Origin of the sequence: Sorangium sp. So ce448 (assembly GCF_051520915.1) — a bacterium.
GTDB lineage: Bacteria > Myxococcota_A > Polyangia > Polyangiales > Polyangiaceae > Sorangium > Sorangium cellulosum_B.
This window is the reverse complement of the sequence record NZ_CP150343.1, coordinates 23355-44925: the sequence shown is the minus strand read 5'-3', so window position 1 is coordinate 44925 and position 21571 is coordinate 23355. Positions and strand designations below refer to the sequence as shown.

Here is a 21571-nt window from a genome sequence, read left to right as displayed (position 1 = left end):
TTCATCGCTCACTGTGCTCGCCGCTTCCCCCGCCCACGCAGCGCGACGAGCCGCGCGCCGCTCTCCTCGTCCGCCGGCGGCGGCGCCACCCCAAGCGCGCGGGCCAGCGCTGCATGGAGCGAGCGGGCCGTGTCAAGGTCTCCCTGCGCGGCCGCCGTTCGGATCGCGCCGGTGATCTGCTCCAGCAGGCAGGCCTGAGACCCGACCGGGGCGGCTGTCCGCTCGGGTGCGGTCGGCTCGAGCCTGGGCGGCGGGACGACCGCGACGGGCACCGCCTCGCGCTCGTTCCGGCTGTGGTCGTCCGTCATGCGCGGCGAGGGCCGGGTGGGCGGCGAGGGCGGCGCGGTGACCTCGGCCACCTCTCCGGGTTCTGGCGAAAGGGCGGACGGCAGCCCCGAAGAGGCGGAAGGATGCGCCGCGGGGGCTGCTCGGACGGTCAGCCCCGCGAGATCCACGGCCGAAACCGGGGCATCGGGCCCCTTCGCGTCTGTCCGGTCGGTTTTAGGTTCCGGCGCCGGGAGGCTTGGGGGTTCGAGTCCCCCCTCGTGCACCACGGCTTGACGCCTGGAGGACTCGAGCACCTCGCGGCGTGACGCGCCGCCCCGGGGCGCGCCTCCGCTGGTGGCCCGGGACGGTCGTGGTCCGCTGGGCGCGCGGCGCGGGGGCGAGCGTTCGCCCGCGCGCGGATCCGACCGACGACGAACGCGCGACAGGGGCCCGGGCTGCGGAGCCTCGGGCGGATCGCGCCGGCGGCGTGCGACGTCGTCGACCGCGCGCGGTCCTGGAATTGCGCGACGCCCGCGGCGCGACTACGTTCGCGTTCCTCGGCCGGCCCCTCTCCTCCCACCTGACCGCCGCGGAGCCAAGGCACGTAAAGATGTTCACTTGGGCGATGAAGAAGATTTTCGGCACCTCGCACGAGCGTGCCATCCGCCGCATGCGACCCCGGGTCGAGGTGATCAACAGGATGGAGCCGGAGCTGCAGAAGCTCTCGGACGCCCAGCTCCGAGCGAAGACGGCGGAGTTCAAGGAGAAGCTCTCCAACGGGGCGACGCTGGACGACATCCTGGTCCCGGCGTTCGCGGTCTGCCGCGAGGCGTCGAAGCGCGCGCTCAAGATGCGCCATTACGACGTGCAGCTCATCGGCGGCATGGTGCTCCACAACGGCTGCATCGCCGAGATGCGCACCGGCGAGGGCAAGACCCTGGTCGCGACGCTCCCCTGCTATCTGAACGCCCTCGAGGGCAAGGGCGTCCACGTCGTCACGGTGAACGATTACCTGGCGCGGCGCGACGCCGAGTGGATGGGCAAGCTGTACGGCTTCCTCGGCCTGTCGACGGGCGTGGTGGTCAACCAGCAGGGCGACGCCGAGAAGCGCCACGCATACCGCTGCGACATCACGTACGGCCAGAACAACGAGTTCGGCTTCGACTACCTGCGCGACAACATGAAGTTCTCGGCGCTCGAGTACGCGCAGCGCCCGCTGCACTACGCGATCGTCGACGAGGTCGACTCCATCCTCATCGACGAGGCGCGGACTCCGCTCATCATCAGCGGGCAGGGGGAGCGCTCGAGCGACAAGTACCGCACGATCAACGAGGTGATCCCCCAGCTCCGGAACGAGGAGCACTACGCCGTCGACGAGAAGGGGCACTCGGTGACGCTGACCGACGAGGGGGTGGAGACGGCGGAGCGGCTGCTCGCCTCGCTCCAGGTGCTCAAGGGCACGAACCTCTATGATCCGGTGAACCTCGAGACGCTGCACATCCTGAACCAGTGCCTGCGCTCTCACACGCTGTACAAGCGCGATGTCAACTACATGGTACGCGACGGCAAGGTGCTCATCATCGATGAGTTCACCGGCCGCGTCCTCGCGGGGCGCCGGTGGTCGGACGGCCTGCACCAGGCCGTCGAGGCGAAGGAGAACGTCCGGATCCAGGAGGAGAGCCGGACGATGGCGACGATCACCTTCCAGAACCTCTTCCGGCTGTACAAGAAGCTCTCCGGGATGACCGGCACCGCGGACACGGAAGCGGCGGAGTTCCACAGCACGTACAAGCTCGACTGCGTCATCATCCCCACGAACAAGCCGGTGGTCCGCGTCGACTACGAGGATCTCGTCTACAAGACCGAGAAGGAGAAGTTCACCGCGGTCATCAACGAGATCCTCGAGAAGCACGAGCTCGGCCAGCCGATCCTGGTGGGCACGACGAGCGTCGAGAAGAGCACCGCGATCAGCCGGATCCTGGCGAAGCGCGGCGTGAAGCACAACGTGCTGAACGCGAAGCACCACGAGAACGAGGCCTACGTGGTCGCGCAGGCGGGCCGCAAAGGGGCCATCACGGTCTCGACGAACATGGCGGGTCGCGGGACGGACATCATCCTGGGCGGCAACGCGGAGATGCTCGCCAAGCTCAAGTTCAAGGAGCAGAACCGCCAGCCCGAGGCGGAGCCCGACGCGTTCGAGGCCCTGGTCGACGAGCTCAAGAAGGAGTGTTCCGCCGAGGGCGACGAGATTCGCGAGCTCGGCGGGCTGTACATCCTGGGCACCGAGCGGCACGAGTCGCGCCGCATCGACAACCAGCTGCGCGGCCGCGCCGGCCGCCAGGGCGACCCCGGGACGTCGAAGTTCTACCTGTCCCTCGAGGACGACCTCATGCGCATCTTCGCCGGGGATCGGGTGAAGAACCTGATGGAGCGGATGGGCATGCCCGACGACGAGCCCATCGAGCACCCGTGGGTGACGAAGAGCGTCGAGAACGCGCAGAAGAAGGTGGAGGAGCGCAACTTCGACATCCGCAAGAACCTGCTCGAGTACGACGACGTGATGAGCGCGCAGCGCAAGACGATCTACGACATGCGCCAGTCGCTGCTCGTCGGCCGTTACTATCCCGAGGTCCTTGATGAGGAGGGGAAGCCGACGGGCGAGAAGCGGGCGATCAAGCCGCTCGCGTCCATCGTGGAGCTGGTCCGTCCGGACGTCGGCTACCTGCTCGGCATGTTCGCGAACGACCCGGTGATGCCGCTCGACGCGGACGGCAACCGGCGCGAGATCGTGCGAAAGGACTTCGAGAAGACGGAGCGGTTCGTCGAGCTCGAGAACATGCAGCGCGAGATCTACACGCGCTGGGGCGTGAAGATCGAGCTCGAGACGCGCGCCGACAAGGCCCTCGAGATCTACGACGAGTGCTCCGAGCTCATGCCCCTGGCGCTCACCGAGCAGCGCGAGCGGCTGCTCGATCTGATGGACCGGATCATCGGCGCGATGGTCGAGGAGTCGTGCCCGGCCCGCAAGCCGCCGGAGGACTGGGACTGGGGCGGCATCTTCCAGGGCTTCCGCGAGCACTTCGGCGTCGAGCTGCCGGACGACATCGCGCACATCGGCGACCAGGAGACGCTGGCGCGGGAGCTCTACGAGCGCGCCGAGAAGGCGTACGAGAAGCGCGAGGAGGAGATCGGCGTCGAGCTGTCGCTGCGCATCTTCCGCCACCTCTACCTGGAGGAGCTCGACAAGGCCTGGGTCGACCACCTGACCGACATGGACCACCTCCGCGACGGCATCGGCCTGCGCGGCTACGGGCAGAAGGACCCGAAGCAGGAGTACAAGAAGGAGGGCTACAACATGTTCGTCAACATGGTGGCCCGCGTCTCCTCGAACGTGGTCACGAAGCTCTTCAGCGTGAACGTCAGGCGCGCCGAGCAGGAAGAGGCGCAGATCGAGGCTGCGGATCGCGAGCGGCACGCCGCGGCGCTGCTCGACGCGGTCGCGCAGCACGACGAGTCCCTCCCGATCGGCGCGAACCCCGCCCCGGCGCTCCCGCAGCCTGCCGTCATGCAGGAGCAGGAGTGCCCCTGCGGCAGCGGCAAGCCGTTCAACAAGTGCCATGGCGGTGAGGACGAGGCGACGGCCTGAGCCGGCGCCCCCTGCCCGCTCCGCCTGACAGCCAGAACGAGGCAGCGAGGGCCCCTGTCAGGCCCTTGCTCCTCGCTATCTGACCCCAGCATGAACACCGCCTGAGGGCCGATCCATCGGTTCCCGGAGGCAGCATCATGAAGGTGTTCATCGATTCAGGGGATATCGCGGAAATCAAGGAAGCGCAGTCGATGGGGGTCATCGACGGCGTCACGACCAACCCGTCGCTCCTCGCCAAGGCCGGCAGGCCGACGAAGCGGGCGATCGCCGAGATCTGCGAGGTGGTCGACGGTCCCGTCTCGGCCGAGGTGGTGGCGGTCGAGAAGGACGCGATCCTCCGCGAGGGTCGCGAGCTCGCGAAGATTCACCGGAACGTGGTGGTCAAGGTGCCGCTCATCGACGAGGGGCTCAAGGCCGCCCGGATCTTCGCTTCCGAGGGCATCAAGACGAACGTGACGCTCTGCTTCTCGGCCGCCCAGGCGCTGCTCGCGGCCAAGGCTGGGGCCACGTACGTGTCGCCGTTCGTCGGGCGCGTCGACGACGCCGCGGGAGACGGGATGGATCTCGTCCTGCAGGTCGTGACCATCTTCAGGAACTACGGGTTCTCGACGCAGGTGCTCACCGCGAGCATACGGCACCCCGTCCACTTCGTGCAGGCCGCCATGATCGGCTCGCACGCCGCGACGATGCCGCTCAAGGTCATCAAGCAGCTGACCAGGCACCCGCTCACCGACGTCGGGCTCGCGCAGTTCTTGGCAGATGCGAAGAAGATCCCCGAGCTGGTATAGCGATCCCGTGGCCGAGAAGCGCAAGGAGAGCTCGGGGACGAACCGCCGCGGGAGCCGCCCGGCGGCCCCCGCGGTCGTGTCCGTCACGACGCAGGGAGGGCCCTTCAAGGGGGTGTCGACGGCGGTCGTGCGCCGGCGGGCGAGCAAGATGCTCTCCCACCTCGCGTTGCAGGGCGTGGAGCTCTCCGTCGCCCTGGTGAACGATGAGGCCATCCACGAGCTCAACCGCAGCTACCGGCGCAAGGACAAGCCCACCGACGTCCTCGCCTTCCCGATGCTGGACCAGAACGGGGCCGACTCGCGGAGGCGCGGCCGGCGAGGTCCCGTGGATCCGTCGGTATGGCGCGGTCTCCTCGGCGACGTGATCGTCTCGATCGACACGGCCGCGCGGCAGGCCGCCGAGCGCGATCGCCCGCTGCTCGACGAGATCACGATGCTGCTGGGGCACGGCCTGCTCCACCTGCTCGGCTACGACCACAAGACCGACGCAGAAGAGCGGGAAATGACGGATCTGACCCGGGAGCTCGAAGCCGCGGCGGCGTCACGAAGCAACAGCAACACTGTAATCAAGCCGCGTCGCAGCACCGCGAGGCAAAAGAAGACGGGGGCGCGATGAGTTATCGCTTGCGATGCGAAACCTCGCTTGTTAAACGGACGCCCCCTTTCGACTTGGAGGAGACATGCCCGGTTCGAACAAGCTGACCAAGGCGCAGATGATCGTCGGTCTTGCCGAGGCCACCCACCTCGACAAGAAGTCCGTGGCCAGCGTGCTCGATGCGCTCGGCGAGCTGGTGAAGAAAGAGCTCGGTCCGGAGGGGCCGGGCGAGGTCACGGTTCCGGGCCTCGTGAAGATCAAGGCGAAGGAGATCCCGGCCACGCAGGACCGGGAAGGCGTCAATCCGTTCACGAAGCAGCCGATGACCATCAAGGGAAAGCCGGCGAGCCGCAAGCTCCGCGCGGCGCCCGTCAAGGCGCTCAAGGACGGCTGAGCGGCGCGTCCGTGGCCGCAGCTTGCGTCGCCGCATCGGGCGGCGCGAGCTCCGGGGGCCCCGCAGGCGGTCGTGCCCCCGAGCTGACGCCCCGGGCTTGCCGCGGGGCCTTCGCTGTGGAGCGTCGCGCCCGGAGCGCGAAAGCGACGCTCGCGAAGGCGAGCAGCAACGCCATCGGGGCGTCGCCCAGACGAGTGTAGAGCGTCAGCGGCGTTTCCCTGGCCGAGGGGGTCGCGAAGGTCACCCCCGGCGCAGCGCTCTCATCGCGGCTGCGCACCACGCCTCGGGCGTCGATCCATGACACGACGCCGAGGTTCACCGCCCGCACGAGATCACGGCGCAGCTCGATGGCGCGCATGACCGCGAGCCTCGCGTGCAGCTCGGGCTCGGCGCTCCCGGTGAACCAGGCGTCGTTCGTGATGTTGACGAGGAGGTTCGGGGCGAGCGCCCCGGTGATCCGCCGCCCCACCCCGGTGAGCGTGTCCTCGTAACAGTTGAGCACCCCGATCCGGAGCGCGGGCCCGTGCTCTCGGGGCAACGTGAGGGCGCGTGGCTCAGCGCCCGGGACGAGCCCGCCGCTCTTCTGGAAGATGCGCCGCAGCCAGGGCAGGTAAGCGCCGCCCGGGACCGTCTCGCCGAACCAGAGCAGCTGCAGCTTGTCCTGCGTCGGCTGCATGCTCCCATCGGGGAGCACGAGGGTCGCGGAGTTGTAGCTGTTCCGTTCCTCGACGCCGTCGGCGGCCTTCACGGGCGGCGCCTGGGTGATGAGCCCCGCGAGGATCGGGCCACGGATGCCGGGCCCCAGGATCGCTCGACCGCCGCGCGGCGCCTGCCGGGCGCTGTGCGAGAGGGGGTAAGGGTACGCCGCCTCGGGCCAGAGGGTGAGCTCTGCGCCGCCGGCCTCGGCCTCCCGGGTGAGCTCGTGCAGGGTTCGCAGGATCCGCGGGTGGTTCTTCGCCTGCCAGCGCTCGTGAGGCCCGACCGCCTGGTTGACGAGCGCGACGCGCGCGGTCGGCAGGCCGGCGCTGGCGCGCTCGACCGCGGCCATCCGCAGCGCGCCATGAACCGCGAGCAGCCCGAACAGCGCGACGCTCGAGAGCGCCGGGTAGAGGATCGCGCGGGACAACCGAAGGCGGGTGGGCCGCGGTTCCTGCGCGGGCGCGCGCTCGAGGGGCCGCCCGCCCGGCGCCTTCCCCGAGGCGGCCAGGCCAGCGCGGGTGAGCAAGGCCGCGCCGACGGCGAACAGCACGGAGACGCCCCGCTCGCCGATGAGATCGGCGAGCTGCACGAGCGCCGGCCAGGGGCTCATGAGACCCGCAGGAGTCCAGCCGAAGACGGTCGGGATGGCCACGGCGGCGAACACGCCGGTCGCAAAGGCGAGCTCGAGGGGAGCGCGCAGCCGCCGGAGGAGCGCGCTCGTGATGCCGCCGCAGATCGCCCAGACCAGCGACTGGGCGGCCGCGAGCAGCACCAGCGCGAGGTACGAGGCAGCCGAGCCGAGCGGCGTGAACCGCTGGATGACCTCCGGCACGAAGCGCAGGCCCACGACGCCCGCCGCCGTTCCCCAGAGAGCGCCGCGCCCGAAGGCGCGCCAGATCGTCGGGGCGTCGTGGACGGCGGCCGCCAGCAGAGCGAGGCCAACGATGACGGCGGGGATCAGATCCGTCGGCGGCGCCGTGAGGGCGAACGTCGCGCCGCCAGCGAGGGAGAGCAACAGCGGGGCGCGGCCACGGAGCGCGCGCATGATCGAGGCCTGAGGCACGATGCGGCGTTATACCGCGTGGAGACGGTCCGGACCGCGACCGCCTGGTCGAGAGCAGAACGGACGCGAACACCGCGGTCAGGGTGGACGGGAGGCTATGACGAGCCGCTCACCAGTAAATACTGAGCCCGCCGCGGAAGAGCCCCCCGCCCGACGTGTTGGTCGTCCGGCCGGTGTCGGGATCCGTGAACTCGGGAACGAGCCCATCGTCCGTGCGGCTGCGCACGAAGCCGAGCGCGTCGACGTTCAGGGCGATGCGGGGGGAAAGCCGGAACTCGAGGCCGATGCCGCCGTGCGCGCCGAAATAGTCGTACTCCGTGTCCGGAGCGAACTCGGTGCCGCCGGCCGCGGCCTCGCTCGAGGAGCGATCGACCTCGGCGTGCGCGATGTTCAGGCCACCCATGAAGTAGAACTGGGTGCGGCTGCGCGGGTTGACGAACAGCATCCCGGTCAGCGAGAGCGGCACCTCGGTCCGCTGGTCGCCGTTGTAGTCCGTGCCCGCGAGGAAGTCGGCGCCTGCATCGAGCGCGAACGCCGGGACAGGCCGGTAGCGCAGGCTGATCCCGACGCCTCCCATGCCAGCGTCCTCCGCTCCGCCGTGCTCGCGCCCCAACATGACGCCCTCCATGCGGAGGTTGATCCCCCAGTGGCGCCGCCAACGCCGCTTCACCGGCGGGGGCGGCGCCGGGGGCGCCACGCGGCGCACGATCACGCGCGGCGGAGGGGCCGCCCCAGGCGCCACGACGATCACCTGAGGAGGCGGGCCCGACGGCGAGGTCTCGTAGACGACGACCGGCGGGGCCCGGCGGGCGGCCCCCCTGGCCGGCGGCGGGGGCGGCGGCGCCTCGTCAGGCGCGGCCTCGGCAGGAGCGGCGGGCGGCGGTTCTGCGACGGGATCGCGAGGCGGCTCCACTTCCTCGCAGAACCACGCGCCGGGAGGACAGTTGCTGTCCTCCTGCGCGAACGCGCTCATCGGCGCGGTCATCGCCACCGCAACAAGGGCATGGGTCAAGCAACGGCGCATCGGGCGACTCCTCTTCGGTGCAGGGAAGTTAGCAACCGGGATGCCATCGACCATCTTGCGGGATCGTCGTCACCATGGCCACGCAGCACGCCGGCGTGCATCGGCCGCCACGGCACGCTGTGGCGGAAGGTTCACACGCGCGCCGTTCCGCAGGGTACTAGCTCCCACGGCAAAGGTCACGGCGCGGTCGCCCCCGTCGGGAGCCCTGCCAACATCGAGACCAATCGGATTCCACCATGCCTACGGTTACGTTGAAGCAGGGTCATGTTCGGCCGGTGTGGTCGGGGCATCCCTGGGTGTTCGCTCAGGCGATCGCGCGCATCGAGGGCGGCGCGGTGGCCGGGGACGAGGTCGTCGTCACCGACCCCTACGGCAGCGTGCTCGGGCGCGGGCTCTACACCCCGCGCTCGGCCATCCCGGTGCGCATGTACACGCGCGAGGACAGGCCGATCGACGCGGCCCTGTTCCGGCACCGGATCGAGCGCGCCATCGCGCACCGCCGCGAGCTCGGCCTGCCCGCGCGGGCGCCTGGCCATGAGACCGACGCCTTCCGGCTGATCCACGCGGAGGGGGACGGCCTGCCCGGGCTCATCGTCGATCTGTTCGGCGACGTGGTGGTCGTGCAGCTCGGGACGATCGGGATCAAGCGCCGCGAAGGGGTGATCTTCGACGCCCTCCAGGCGGCGCTCTCGCCCCGCGCGATCGTGGACAGGACCCCGGAATCCCTCGCGAAGCTCGAGGGGTTCACCGTCGACGCGGGCGTGGTGCGCGGCGATCCCGCGCTCGATCAGCTCCGGTTCGTCGAGCGGGGGCTGCGGTACACGATCCCGCTCGCGCTCGGCCACAAGACCGGGTTCTACCTGGACCAGCGGACGCTGCGGACACGCGTCGAGCAGCTCGCCCACAACCGGCGCGTGCTCGATGCCTTCTGCTTCGTCGGCACGTTCGCCATGGCGGCGGCCCGCGGCGGGGCGAGCGAGGTCCTCGCGATCGACGAGAGCGCGACGGCGATCGAGGTCGGGGCGGAGTGCGCGCGGGAGAACGGGCTCCTCGACCGGATCAAGTTCACGCGCGACGACGCCCGCAAGGCGCTGCAGAACGCGTCGAGGCAGGCGGGCTACGATCTCGTCATCTGCGACCCTCCGAAGCTCGCAGGCACGCGCGCCACCAAGGACACCGCGCTCACGGCGTACCGGCGCCTCGCGACCGGGGCGTGCCGGGCCACGCGCCCGGGCGGCGTCCTCGTGCTCTGCTCCTGCTCCAGCGCCGTGAGCCTCGACGATCTGACCCGGGTGCTCGCGCTCGGCGCGCGCGACGCGCGCATGCAGGCTGCGGTGTTCGACCGGCACTTCCAGGGAGGGGATCACCCCGTCCCCGCCGCCTTCCCCGAGGGGCTCTACCTGAAGAGCCTCATCGCGCGCATCGACGCGCTCTGACGATCGCCCGATGAAGCCGCTCTCCCTCCTCCCTCGCCACGCCGCGCGCGCCCTCGCCGGGGTGATCTTCGATCTCGACGACACCGTGCTGGATCACGGCGCCCTCACCGAGGCGGCGTACGCAGCGCTCTTCCGTCTACGCGAGACGGGGCTCGCGCTGATCGCCTGCACCGGCAGGCCCGCCGGCTGGGGCCAGGTGCTCCAGCGGCAGTGGCCGATCGACGCGACGATCGTCGAAAACGGAGCCGTCGCGCTGGTCCGCGAGCACGAAAGCGACGTCGCCGGCCATCGAGAAGGGCACGCCCCGCGCGCCGGCGCGAGCCGCGTCGTCACGCTCGACGACCTGGACCGCGAGGCGCGTCAAGCCCGCCGGGCCGAGCTCATCGGGCTCGCCAATGACATGGTGCGTCGTTTTCCGGCGGCGGCGCTCGCGGACGACAACGACCAGAGGGTGACCGACGTCACCATCGATATCGGGGAGCACCGGCATGTCCCCCCGGAAGACGTGCAGAAGATGCGCGCCGAGCTGCGCGAGCGGGGGGTGAGGACGCTGCTATCGAGCGTCCACCTCCACCTCACGCGCGACCCGTCCGACAAGGCCACGGGGATTGTGCGCCTGCTCTCCGCTCGGTTCGGCGAGGATCCCACCCGGGCGCGGCACCGCTACGCGTTCGTCGGCGACAGCGGCAACGACGGCGTCGCCTTCGCCGCATTTGTGCTGACCTTCGGGGTGGCCAACGTCCGCGCCCACCTCGGCAAGCTGTCCGTGCCGCCGCAGTTCGTGGCATCCCTTCCCATGGGCCGCGGGTTCGCCGAGATCGCCCAGCAGATCGCCGAACTGCGGAAGAATGCACCCGAACCGTGATCTTGCCGCGCGCAAGTCACTTCGCGCTGCGATCCGCCCCACACCTGACGCAGGTAACCTAGCCGCGGCAGGCACCGAAGGAATAGGATCGGTCTTTCGGGAGGGCCGTGCCTCCCAACCCTTTACAGGGGCGCGTGTTCTCGGGGACCATGACGTTGGTCCCTCGCCCGCCAGCGGCAGCAGATGGCGTTTCGACCCCCGACCCCCGGCCTCCTCGTCGACAACAAGTACCGCCTCGCGGAGCGCATCGGCGGGGGCGGCATGGGCGACGTGTTCCGGGCGGAGCACGTGCTCGCAGGTCGCGCCGTTGCGATCAAATTCCTCCACCCAGAGCTGGCGGACAACTCGGAGCTCTCGCACCGGTTCTTCCAGGAAGCGCAGGCGGTCAACCGGATCCGCCACCCGAACATCGTCGACGTGATCGACGCCGGCGTCGGCGAGCTCGGTCCGTACATCGTGATGGAGCACCTCGACGGCGAGTCGCTCGGCATGGCGCTCGCGCGCTTCGGTCGCCTCGACATGGAGGCCGCCGTCGGCGTCGCGATCCCGGTGCTCGAGGCGCTCGACGCCGCGCACCGCGCGGGGATCATCCACCGCGATCTCAAGCCCGAGAACATCTTCATCGCCTTCGATCCGAGCCGCGGCTCGGCCGTCGTCCGCCTGCTCGACTTCGGCATCGCCAAGGTGCTCGACTCCGATGGCCCCTCGCCGCGGACGCGCACGGGCGTCGTGTTCGGGACGCCCGACTATCTGTCGCCCGAGCAGGCCACGGGGGAGTCGCCGCTCGACGGTCGGAGCGATCTCTTCTCGGTGGGCGTGCTGCTCTACGAGGTGCTCACGGGCACGCGGCCGTTCCGCGCGCCGACCGCCGTGGCGACCGCGTTCCGCGTCGTGCACGCCGAGGTGCCCACGCTCGCCTCGGCGGGCGTGACCGTCGACCCGCGGCTCGAGGCGATCGTGCAGCGGCTCTTGCAAAAGGATCCCGCGAAGCGGTTCCAGACGGCCGGCGACGTCGTCCGCGAGCTCGAGCGCGTCGCGCCTGATCCGCCCCGGCGGACGACGGCGCTCGGCAGGCTGATCAACGTGCAGCGGAGGATGGCGCTGAGCCTGGGGAACGCTCCGGAGAACGAGCGCGATCGCCTCTCGTCCTCGCGCGATCGATCGCGCCCGGGGTTCGACGTGAACCCCCCGCCGCCGATGCGCATCTCGCCGTCGATCGTGCCGGCGGGGCGCGTCACCGAGGCGCCCCCCGGGATGCGGCCGTCGTCCTCGGAGCCAGCGAAGCCCGCGCCCGGCATGACGCTCTCGAACGCGCTGCGGAGCCGCGGCTCGGAGCCCACGATGCTCTCGCAGCGCGGCGAGTCGCTGCCCACGGTGCGCAGCGCCGACCTCGGGCATCGGGCCGAGCCGACCGTCCGCAGCGCGGACTTCGGTTCCCTGATGAACCGGACACGCGACACGCGGCGGCCCAACGTCACCCCGGTCCGGCCGCTGCCGGCGCGCTTCGCCGGGCAGTACCAGGTGCGCGGCCCCGTGTTGCGCAGCGTCGATCGCACCATCGTGGATGAGTACGGGAGGAGCGCGCGCGACGAGGTCGTCTCGCAGATGCCGCTCCGCTACGCCGACGACTTCAAGCACGACTCGATCAACGCGCTCGTCGGGTACGAGCTCGAGGCGCTCGACGCGTACATGGAGCTCGCGACATCGCTGGTCCTGCGCGATCTCGAGCGCTGGCGCGACATCGGCAGGCTCGGCGTGGGCGGCGAGCTGCACAGCCTCGTGCGCACGCTGTTCGCCCGACCGCTGACCGACATCGCGTCGCTCATGCGCCGCGGGACATCGATCTGGTCGAGGCTCTTCACGTTCGGCTCGTGGCGCGTGGCGACGGGCCCGACCGGGCGGGTCACGCTCCACATCGGCGACTTCGACCCGGCTTCGCTGCCGCTCCGGCTGTGGGTCGTGGGGATGGTCGAGGAGACAGCGCGCCGCGCGTCCGGCGGCGGCGTGAAGGTCACGATCACGCTCGGCGAGCTCGGGTTCACGTCCGAGCTCGCCTGCGAGATCAGCCTCTAGTTCCGCCCGTCCGAAGTCCGGCCAGAGATCGCCGGACTTCGGCGCCGCTTCGCGGCGGCTTCACGCCGGCGGCACTGGCCTTGTTTCCTCGGGGCTCCGCCTCGCTCCGCACCCCGGCGTGCGCTTCGCGGCCGCGCCGCGCCGGCCGCACGAGGAGCGACCGGGGCTCGGGGGTGTGCCGCAGCGCGATGGCTGCGCGTCGCTGGAGGCGTCTCTCAGGAAGGCTTGCGCGCGCGGTAGCACGCCTGACAGAACACGTCGCGGCCCTCGACCGGCTTGAACGGGACCTCGCCCTCGGAGCCGCAGGACTTGCAGGTGATCGAGAACGTCGGACGAGTGCGCGGCGCGCGAGGCTGCTGCGCCGGAGCGCGGCTCGGCGCGGCAGCGCGGCGGTCACCGGCGAACGAGGGGGCGCGGTAGTTGCCGTCATCTCGGAAGGGCGCGCCGCCGCGCGGGCGGTTCGGGTAGTGGCTCTGCACCGCCCACGCGGGCGTCAGCCCCGAGTACGCGTCCTGCATCGGGCTGCGGTACTCGTTCACGTCACCCGTGTAGCGGGGCTTCCGAGGCTGGCCGTCGCCGCGCGCCAGGCCGCGATGCCCCCCGGCGCCCCGAGGCGGGCCAGGGCGCTGGCGCTCCGCAGCGCGAGCCGGCGATCCGCTCTCGCTCTCCCCTCGATTGTCCTTGCGCGCACGGCGGCAGGTCCGGCACCGCTTGGGCGGCGCCGCGAGCTTCCGTTCGGCGTAGACGGCAGCTTCCGCAGCCGAGAATAGGAACGACGTGCCGCAGCTCGCGCAGACAATGTGCTCGTCTCGATGCTGTTCCATGATTCCTCTTTCGTCAGGCCGACGGGCCTCGCAGGCTCACGGGCTCGGGTGACTCGGATGACTCGGGTGACTGGAGCGCCCGGGAGCTGCCCCGCTGCGCTGGAGAAGCGCGATTTACGCGGGGTTCTACGTGATATCGGTGGGATCGCCCTCTTGATGGGGCACGGGAGTGCCTACGGTGACATGCTTGTCAGGGCGGTCAAGCGTGCCGCCTCCACGCAACGCCAGGATCGATCGCGCGGCGCGGAGCTTTGATTTCGAAGCTCCTCACGATACCATCCGCGCGACTTTCACGAGGAGCACAGCTCCTTCCGTGACGGACCACGAGCAGCATCCGCCCACGCCGCGCATCGCAACCAGTCGAAGCAATGAGCCATCCCTCCCTGCACCTCACCGCTCGTGACTTCGACGCGTACGCCGCCGAAAAAGCGACCTCGAAGGCCTACTCACGCCCCCGCCTCGAGGTGAAGCAGCGCGCGCTCGCCTGGGCGCGCGGCGTCGTCTCCCGGCTGGCCGAGCTCGGCATCTCGGTCGATGTCCATGGCTCGGACGAGCACCCGTCGATCCGCAACAAGCACCGGGCCGACTGCCAGTGGGTCTTCTTCTGGCGCGATCAGGCGGCGCGCGACGAGCTCGATCGCCTCCTCGACCGCGGCCGCTCGATCTCCGACGCGATCGACGATCCGAGCCCCTTCACGCGGCACGCCTTCCTCGCGCTGCGCCTCTCGGAGAGCGAGGTGCAGGTGTGCTTCGCGGTCCACCCGGACGCGAAGGTGGACGTCGACAACCTCCGGGCTCGCCTCTCTGCGACGGAGGAGGCGACGGCCGCGCCGGCCTCGCCGCTCTCCGCCGAGCTCACGAGCGCGCTCCACGCGCTCCCGGAGCAGTTCTCGTTCGGCGCCGCCGGCGGCGATCGCGTGGCCTGCAGCGCGGCCACCTCGGACGCGATCGCCGAGATGCTCCGCCGCGCCGCCGACGGTCAGGTGCCGCTCTGGATCGGCTGGGCGGTCCCGCGCGAGACGGCGGTCGAGCACGCCGACATCCTGGATGAGCAGCTCGAGGACGCGCTCGTCGCGCTGGCCCCGATCTACCGGCTCGTCGCGTGGTCGCGCGAGAACGACCGCATCGCGCTCGACCGCAAGCTCGAGGGCATCGAGCAGGAGCGGGCGCGCGCCCACGCCGAGATCGAGGCCGAGAACGAGCGATGGCGCTCCGAGCAGGCCCGAGCGCGAGAGCGCTCGATGGAGCAGGCTCGAGCGCGCGGCGATGAGCGGGTCGAGGCCGCCCTGCCCGCCCGCCGACCGACCCTGGCGACGCTGTTCAAGTCGCCGAGCAACGCCGGCGCCGGCGCTGGCCGCGGCGGAGAGCCGCGGCCCTCGCTGAAGCGGGTCGGAGAGGGCAGCGCCCCGGCCCGGCGAGCGCCGCACGGCGAAGCGGAGCAGCAAGCGAAGGCCGAGGCTCCGCAGAAGCCCTCGGCCGATCACGCGCCGCGAGCGCAGCGTGGTCCGTCCGGCGAGCCAGAAGCTGCCGCGAAGGTCGCGCCGGATCCCGCCAAGGGCGGCGTGCTGGAGAAGGGCAGCCGCGTCCGCGTGCGACGAGGCCCCTTCGGCGACAAGATCGGCGTGGTGAGCGAGCTCGATGGGCGCGGAGGCGCGCGCGTCCTGCTCGGCCTGCTCTCGACGAGGCTCGAGCTCGACGATCTCGAGCTCGTGGTCGATGGGAAAGATCGGCCCGCGCTCTCGACGTCGCACCGCAAGCCGCTCGCGCCGACGCCGCGCAAGGCGCGCTGAGCGTCGCCGCGCGGCCCCCCCCCACGCAATGGTCAAGCGCGATCCCTCAACCTACCCCGTCAGTCTCGGCGGGCAGTTCCGCCACAAGCTTCCGCTCTACCTGACGGGCGCGGCGCTGCTCGCCGCGCAGCAGTTCCTCATGGCCAGGCGAGACTTCCTGGTCAAGGACGCCGTCGACGCCGCCGTGAAGGCGCAGTCGAGCGAGGCCGCGCATGCGGCGCTCCTCATGCTCGCGGTCAGCGTGGGCGCCGCGATCATGCGCGTGTTCTCGCGGGTCACCATCTTCACGGCGGGCCGCAACGTCGAGTACGAGCTCCGGGCGATCCTGCTCGCGCGCCTGCACAAGCTCGGGCCGGCGTTCTTCCGCAAGATGCCGACCGGCGACATCATGAGCCGGGCGACGAACGATCTGACGCAGGTCCGCCTCCTCCTCGGCTTCGGCCTGCTGAACGTCGTGGGCTCGATCTTCGCGTTCACGAGCGCCCTGTACGTGATGCTCCACATCTCGAAGAGGCTCACGCTCGCGGCGCTGCTGACGATGCCCGCGCTGATGCTCGTCACCCGGTCGTTCTCGACCAAGCTCTTCGTCCGCACCCGCGACAACCAGGAGGCGATCGGCGCCATGAGCGACCGCGTCCTCGCGAGCCTCGCCGGGGTCAGGGTCGTCCGCTCGTTCGCGCTCGAGGCGTCCGAGATGGCCGCGTTCACGAGCACGAACCAGGGCTACCTCGAGAAGAGCCTCGCGCTCGCCAAGCTGCGCGGATCCATGGCGCCGCTCATGGGCGCCATCAGCTCCGTCGGCGTGCTCATCGTCTTCTGGTACGGCGGGCGGCTCGTGCTGGAGCAGCAGATGACCCGGGGAGACTTCGTCTCCTTCTGGCTGGCGCTCTTGCGGCTCACCTGGCCGATGCTCGCGCTCGGCTTCGTCGCCGCCATCGTCCAGCGCGGTCGCGCCGGCTACGACCGGCTCAAGGCGATCTTCGAGGCCATCCCCGAGGTCGTGAGCGGCCCGATGCCCTCCCCCGAGGTCGTCCGCGGCGCCATCTCCGTCAAGGACCTGACGTTCTCCCACGGCGCGAGGAAGGTGGTCGACGGCGTGAGCTTCGAGGTCGAAGCGGGCAGCTCGCTCGCCATCGTCGGGCGCACCGGCTCGGGCAAGAGCACCATCGCGACGCTGCTCGCCAGGCTCATGCCCACGCCCCGCGGCTCTGTGCTCCTGGACGGCGTCGACATCTGCGACCTGCCGCTCGACACCGTGCGCGCGAGCATCGGCTACGCGCAGCAGGATGCGTTCCTCTTCTCGACGACCGTGGCCCGCAACATCGGCTACTCCCTCGACGATCCGGACTCGCCGGCCGCGTTCGAGACGATCCGCGCGGCCGCCGCCGAGGCCGAGGTGCTGAACGAGGTGCTCTCGCTCCCTGACGGCTTCGATACCGTGGTCGGGGAGCGTGGCGTGCAGCTGTCCGGCGGACAGCGCCAGCGCGTCGCGCTCGCGCGCGCGCTCGTGCGCGAGCCGAACGTCCTCGTCCTCGACGATCCGCTCTCCGCCGTCGACGCGAAGACCGAGCAGGCCATCCTCGCGGCGATCGAGCGGCAAGCCGCGCGACGGACCGTCATCCTGATCACGCACAGGGTCGCGGCCGCGCGGAGGTGCGACGCGATCGTCGTGCTGGAGCAGGGTCGGGTCGCCGAGCGCGGCACGCACGACGAGCTCGTCCGCGCGGGCGGGATCTACGCGTCGTTCGCGGAGGAGCAGCAGCTCGAAGAGGATCTCGCGACCTTCGAGGCGTCGCCGTCCTCGCAACCGGTGGGGCTCTCGTGACACAGCCGGCTCACGGAGACAGCGCGACGATGCGGTCGAAATCGGGCGGCGCCTCGGCCGCGGGCGAGGCGGACGCGGGCCCGCTGCGGCCGGCGCAGGCGGCGGCCAAGGGCCGCGGGGCGACGAAGGCGAGCCGCACGGAGGACGTGCTGAGCCGGTTCCACGAGGAGTCACGGCTCGGCGAGGCGTACGACGCGCGCATGCTGCTGAGGCTGTGGCCGTTCGTGCGCCCGCAGGGCACGCACCTCGCGCTGTCGCTCGCGCTGCTCGTCGTCACGGCGCTGCTGGCGCTGCTGCGCCCGCTCATCATGCGCGACGCGCTCGACGCCTTCGACACGCCCGGCGGGCTCGATCACCTCACGCGCAGCGGCTTGTTGCTCACGGGCGTCATGGTCCTGGAGCAGTCGCTCGCCTTCCCGCAGCTCTACCTGATGCAGCTCGCCGGCGCGCGCGCGATGGCCGACCTGCGCGTGCGCGTCTTCGGCTTCTTGCACACCCGCCGCCTCGGGTTCTTCGATCGCACGCCCGTCGGCCGGCTCGTCACGCGCGTGACGAACGACGTGGACGCGATCGGCGAGATGTTCGCGTCCGGCGCGCTCAACGCGTTCGGCGATCTCCTCCGCCTCGCCGTCATCGTCGCGGTGATGGTGTCGCTCGACTGGCGCATGTCGTTGCTCGCCTTCGCGGCGGTCCCCCCTGTCGCCCTCGGCGTCAACTGGACGCGGCGGCGGATGCGCGACGCGTTCCGCGAGGTGCGGGCGAAGACGGCCAGGATGAACGCGTACCTCAACGAGCAGGTGTCCGGGATGGCCGTCGTGCAGGCCTACGCCAGGGAGGAGCGCTCGGCCGAGGAGTTCGACGAGATCAACGCGGCGTACCGCAACGCGAACAACCGCTCGATCGTGCTCGACGCGACGCTCGACGCCGCCATCGAGATGGTCTCGAGCGTCTGCATCGCCGCGGTGCTCTGGTACGCCGGCGTGAACAGCCTGAAGGACGAGATCTCGTTCGGGACCTTGTTCGCCTTCGTCGCCTACATCGACATGTTCTTCGTCCCGATCCGCGATCTCTCGGCTCGGTACACGCTGCTGCAGTCCGCGATGGCCGGCGCGGAGCGCGTCTTCGAGCTGCTCGACAACAAGGACGAGGACGCGACGGCGGCGGCGACGAGCGGCGGCGACACGTCGAGGGCAGCGGACGAGGGCGTCGCGTTCGAGCTCGACAACGTCGGCTTCGGCTACAAGCCGGGCGCGCCCGTGCTGCGGCACGTGTCGATCGCGGCGAGGCGCGGCGAGAAGGTCGCGCTGGTCGGCGCGACCGGCGCCGGCAAGAGCACCGTGGCGTCGCTGCTGCTCCGCCTCTACGACGTGGATGAGGGCGTCGTGCGGGTCTTCGGCCGCGACGTCAGCGCGTACCCTCGCGACGAGCTGCGCCGCCAGTTCGCCGTCGTCCCTCAAGACGTGTTCCTGTTCCCGGGCACGGTGCTCACCAACATCGCGGCAGGCGACGCGATCCCCGATCGGACCAAGGTGGTGAACGCGCTGAACCGCATCGACGCCCTCGACCTCTTCGAGCGGCGCGAAGGCGGGCTCGACGCCCCCGTGCTCGAGCGCGGCAGCAACTTCAGCGCCGGCGAGCGCCAGCTGATCGCCTTCGCCCGGGCCCTCTACCGCGACCCGCCGCTCCTCATCCTGGACGAGGCCACGGCCAACGTCGACAGCGACACCGAGGCGCGCCTCCAGCGTGCCCTCGAGGGAGCCATGGAGGGGCGCACCGCGTTGATCATCGCGCACCGCCTCTCGACGATCCGCGCCGTCGATCGCGTCGTCGTCTTCCACAAGGGCTGCGTCGTCGAGCAGGGCACGCACGAGGACCTGCTCGCCGCGGGCGGCGTCTACAGCAAGCTGTACCGGCTGCAGTTCGCCCGGCAGGCAGCGGCGAACGCCTAGAAGCGCGGGCCCTAGGGCGCCGCGCTCCCCCCGCCGGGATCGGCGTCGGCGCCGTAGCACCTGCCGACGACGGTGTCCCCGTCGGCTCCCGTCCCATCACCGTCGGCACCGGCCGCGCCTCCTGCGGCGCCGGTCGCGCCGTCATCGGCGCCGATCGCGCCTCCGGCGACCACCCGCAGCCAGTACTCGGAGCAGCTCCCGTTGACGACGATCAGGTGCTGGTCGTCCACGCAGGGCACCTCGGCCTGGTTGCCAGCCGCCTGCGCCAGCGTCCCGCCGCTCTTCGTGCCGTCGCGCTCGAACGACAGGTACACCTGCCACCACCGCGGGCGCGCGCCGAGGTGATGCTTGAGCGCGTACCGCATGCCGCCCGGGAAGTAGAGGAGCTCGCCGTCCGGCGCCGAGGTCTCGTAGATGCCCCCCTCCGGTGTGGCCTCGACGAACTCGATCGGCGGGTTCGCTTCCTCGGACCGGTCGCACCTGTTCGGCGAGCACCCCGCCGCGAACGCCGCCAGCGCGCCCGCCGCCCAGGCGGCGGCCCATCTCAAGCGCTGCGCGGCGTTCCCGCCTGCGCCCTGGCTCCGCATCGCTCAGCCGAGCCAGCGCGCGGCGTCGAGCGCGTGGTAGGTGAGGATGAAGTCCGCCCCGGCGCGCCGGATCGACGTCAGCAGCTCGATCACGGCGCGCTTCTCGTCGATCATTCCGCGCTCCGCGGCCGCCTTGATCATCGCGTACTCGCCGCTGACGTTGTACGCGCCGAGCGGGAGCGTCGTCACCTCGCGCACGCGCGCGATGACGTCGAGGTACGCGAGCGCGGGCTTGACCATGAGCATGTCGGCCCCCTCTTCCTCGTCGAGCGCCGCCTCGCGCAGGCCTTCGCGGGCGTTCCCGGGGTCCATCTGGTAACCCGCCCGGTCGCCGAACTTGGGCGCGCAGTCGGCCGCCTCGCGGAACGGCCCGTAAAAGCCGGACGCATACTTCACGGCGTAGGAGAGGATCGCCGTCCCCGCGAGCGACTCGGCGTCGAGGGCGCGCCGGATCGCGGCGACCCGGCCGTCCATCATGTCGCTCGGCGCGACCACGTCGGCCCCCGCCTTGGCGTGGACCACGGCCGCCCGCGCGAGCACCTCCAGCGTCGCGTCGTTGTCGACGTCCACCGCCCCGGACGCGTCCTGCCGGAGCAGGCCGCAGTGGCCGTGATCGGTGTACTCGTCAACGCACACGTCGGTGATCACGAGCAGCTCCGGCACGGCCTCCTTCATCGCCTTCACGGCGCGCGGCACGGGCCCGTCCGGGTCGTAAGCGCTCGTGCCCGACGCATCCTTGGTGCGCGGGAGCCCGAACAGGATCGTCCCGCCGATGCCGAGCTCCTTGCAGAGCCGCGCCTGCGCTGCCGCGGCGCTCACGGGCAGCTGCGAGACCCCCGGCATCGTCCCGACCGGCCGAGGCGCGTCGAGCGCCTCGTTGAAGAAGAGGGGGAGGATGAAATCTCCCGGATGGAGGGTCGTCTCGCGCACCAGGGCGCGGAGGGCGGGCGAGCGACGGAGCCGGCGCGGTCTCTTCGTGGGGAACACGGCGGCGGAGCATAGCAGCCCTGCGCCCGCGTGAGCCGCTCCGGTCCAGAGGAGCGCGCGATCCGTGGATCGCCTGGGCGCTGCGAATCGGCTAGTGTTCGCCCGAAACCGCCAGCATGAGAACGGCTCTTCACCTCCCGTTTTGCGGCCGCGCTCGCCCCGCCGCGCGCGGAGCCCGCGCCGGGCGCGGCCCGCGCGCGCAGCCATCGCTCAGCGGTGGGCCGCTCCAGAGCGCGCGGCCGAGCGCGCCGCCGGGCCGGGGCGCGGCGTCATCGGCTGGGGCGTCTGCTGGGACGACAGCGGAAGCGTGTCGTCGTCGTCATCCGCTGCCGAGCCCTCCGCAGGCGTCGCCGTGGCGGCGACCGTGACCGTTGCAATGTCGGACAGCGGGCACCACACGGTCCATGCCTCATTGCGGACGAAGCTATCGAGGGGGACCACTCCGCTCTCGATGCCGCGCGCGAGCTGGTCGAGCTTGACCGGCCCGACCGAGCGCTCCCCGTTGGTGACGTACCATCGGTCCGGAAAGCCGCGCTCCGAGCTCAGCAGCTCCTCGACCAGTTTCACAGATCTCATCGAATGGACTCCAGAAACCGCCGGACGTTGAATCGACCGGATGCGATTCTAATCGCATAACGCACCGGGTCAACATCACTGCAGAATCGCTATGACAATCAACGTCTGTCATGCATGAACGAGAGAATGACGGGAGTTTGACTGTGTTTCCGAGGCGTAACGATCCTTCCGAGGAGGGCCCCG

General features: G+C 70.8%; 17 protein-coding genes and 1 pseudogene. 10 read left to right on the top strand and 8 right to left on the bottom strand.

Going from position 1 to position 21571, the window contains the following annotated elements:
- Positions 1 to 8: 8 nt before the first annotated feature.
- Positions 9 to 308 (bottom strand): hypothetical protein, encoded by a 300-nt coding sequence (locus WMF45_RS00160; protein ID WP_437714947.1) that lies wholly within the window; start codon positions 306 to 308, stop codon positions 9 to 11.
- A 569-nt stretch (positions 309 to 877) separates the two neighbouring features.
- On the opposite strand from WMF45_RS00160, the gene secA reads away from it, so the two are divergent.
- The 4 genes from secA (at position 878) to WMF45_RS00140 (ending at position 5690) form a co-directional block, all read left to right on the top strand.
- Positions 878 to 3913 carry a preprotein translocase subunit SecA gene (gene secA, locus WMF45_RS00155; RefSeq protein ID WP_437714946.1) on the top strand — a complete coding sequence of 1012 codons (3036 nt, stop codon included), beginning with the start codon at positions 878 to 880 and terminating at the stop codon, positions 3911 to 3913.
- A 137-nt stretch (positions 3914 to 4050) separates the two neighbouring features.
- Positions 4051 to 4701, top strand: a complete 651-nt coding sequence (gene fsa, locus WMF45_RS00150; protein ID WP_437714945.1) for a fructose-6-phosphate aldolase — start codon at positions 4051 to 4053, stop codon at positions 4699 to 4701.
- 7 nt (positions 4702 to 4708) lie between these two features.
- On the top strand, positions 4709 to 5317 hold the full coding sequence (ybeY, locus tag WMF45_RS00145) for an rRNA maturation RNase YbeY (protein ID WP_437714944.1): 609 nt from the start codon (positions 4709 to 4711) through the stop codon (positions 5315 to 5317).
- Between the two features lie 64 nt (positions 5318 to 5381).
- Positions 5382 to 5690 (top strand): HU family DNA-binding protein, encoded by a 309-nt coding sequence (locus WMF45_RS00140; RefSeq protein WP_272097071.1) that lies wholly within the window; start codon positions 5382 to 5384, stop codon positions 5688 to 5690.
- On the opposite strand, the gene lnt is transcribed toward WMF45_RS00140, so the two are convergent.
- Together lnt and WMF45_RS00130 are read right to left on the bottom strand one after the other, a co-directional pair.
- A complete protein-coding gene (gene lnt / locus WMF45_RS00135; RefSeq protein ID WP_437714943.1) occupies positions 5677 to 7434 on the bottom strand; it encodes an apolipoprotein N-acyltransferase in 1758 nt (585 codons plus the stop codon). The genes WMF45_RS00140 and lnt overlap by 14 nt on opposite strands.
- 127 nt (positions 7435 to 7561) lie before the next feature.
- A complete protein-coding gene (locus WMF45_RS00130) occupies positions 7562 to 8476 on the bottom strand; it encodes an outer membrane beta-barrel protein (protein WP_437714942.1) in 915 nt (304 codons plus the stop codon).
- Between the two features lie 236 nt (positions 8477 to 8712).
- On the opposite strand from WMF45_RS00130, the gene WMF45_RS00125 reads away from it, so the two are divergent.
- From WMF45_RS00125 to WMF45_RS00115, 3 genes are all read left to right on the top strand, one after another.
- The gene (locus WMF45_RS00125; RefSeq protein ID WP_437714941.1) at positions 8713 to 9912 is read left to right on the top strand and encodes a class I SAM-dependent rRNA methyltransferase; all 1200 of its coding nucleotides are present in this window, start codon (positions 8713 to 8715) and stop codon (positions 9910 to 9912) included.
- 10 nt (positions 9913 to 9922) lie between these two features.
- Positions 9923 to 10777, top strand: a complete 855-nt coding sequence (locus tag WMF45_RS00120) for an HAD hydrolase family protein (RefSeq protein WP_437714940.1) — start codon at positions 9923 to 9925, stop codon at positions 10775 to 10777.
- Positions 10778 to 10960: 183 nt separating this feature from the next.
- A complete protein-coding gene (locus tag WMF45_RS00115; protein WP_437714939.1) occupies positions 10961 to 12850 on the top strand; it encodes a serine/threonine-protein kinase in 1890 nt (629 codons plus the stop codon).
- A gap of 215 nt (positions 12851 to 13065) precedes the next feature.
- On the opposite strand, the gene WMF45_RS00110 is transcribed toward WMF45_RS00115, so the two are convergent.
- Together WMF45_RS00110 and WMF45_RS00105 are read right to left on the bottom strand one after the other, a co-directional pair.
- Positions 13066 to 13389, bottom strand: a complete 324-nt coding sequence (locus WMF45_RS00110) for a CxxC-x17-CxxC domain-containing protein (protein ID WP_437719677.1) — start codon at positions 13387 to 13389, stop codon at positions 13066 to 13068.
- A gap of 144 nt (positions 13390 to 13533) precedes the next feature.
- Positions 13534 to 13674, bottom strand: a pseudogene (locus WMF45_RS00105) (zinc-ribbon domain containing protein); the annotation flags it as partial.
- 368 nt (positions 13675 to 14042) lie between these two features.
- On the opposite strand from WMF45_RS00105, the gene WMF45_RS00100 reads away from it, so the two are divergent.
- Genes WMF45_RS00100 through WMF45_RS00090 form a run of 3 tightly spaced genes read left to right on the top strand, consistent with a single transcriptional unit; the run spans position 14043 to position 19238 of the window.
- Positions 14043 to 15464 (top strand): hypothetical protein, encoded by a 1422-nt coding sequence (locus WMF45_RS00100; RefSeq protein ID WP_437714938.1) that lies wholly within the window; start codon positions 14043 to 14045, stop codon positions 15462 to 15464.
- Positions 15465 to 15492: 28 nt separating this feature from the next.
- Positions 15493 to 17289, top strand: coding sequence for an ABC transporter ATP-binding protein (locus WMF45_RS00095; RefSeq protein ID WP_437714937.1), 1797 nt, complete (start codon positions 15493 to 15495; stop codon positions 17287 to 17289).
- Between the two features lie 29 nt (positions 17290 to 17318).
- Positions 17319 to 19238, top strand: a complete 1920-nt coding sequence (locus WMF45_RS00090; RefSeq protein ID WP_437714936.1) for an ABC transporter ATP-binding protein — start codon at positions 17319 to 17321, stop codon at positions 19236 to 19238.
- An 11-nt stretch (positions 19239 to 19249) separates the two neighbouring features.
- Here the strand turns inward: WMF45_RS00090 and WMF45_RS00085 are convergent, their stop codons facing one another.
- The 3 genes from WMF45_RS00085 to WMF45_RS00075 form a co-directional block, all read right to left on the bottom strand.
- A complete protein-coding gene (locus WMF45_RS00085) occupies positions 19250 to 19825 on the bottom strand; it encodes a hypothetical protein (protein WP_437714935.1) in 576 nt (191 codons plus the stop codon).
- Between the two features lie 3 nt (positions 19826 to 19828).
- The gene (hemB, locus tag WMF45_RS00080; protein ID WP_437714934.1) at positions 19829 to 20812 is read right to left on the bottom strand and encodes a porphobilinogen synthase; all 984 of its coding nucleotides are present in this window, start codon (positions 20810 to 20812) and stop codon (positions 19829 to 19831) included.
- A gap of 210 nt (positions 20813 to 21022) precedes the next feature.
- Positions 21023 to 21388 (bottom strand): DUF4339 domain-containing protein, encoded by a 366-nt coding sequence (locus WMF45_RS00075; RefSeq protein ID WP_437714933.1) that lies wholly within the window; start codon positions 21386 to 21388, stop codon positions 21023 to 21025.
- Positions 21389 to 21571: the final 183 nt, after the last annotated feature.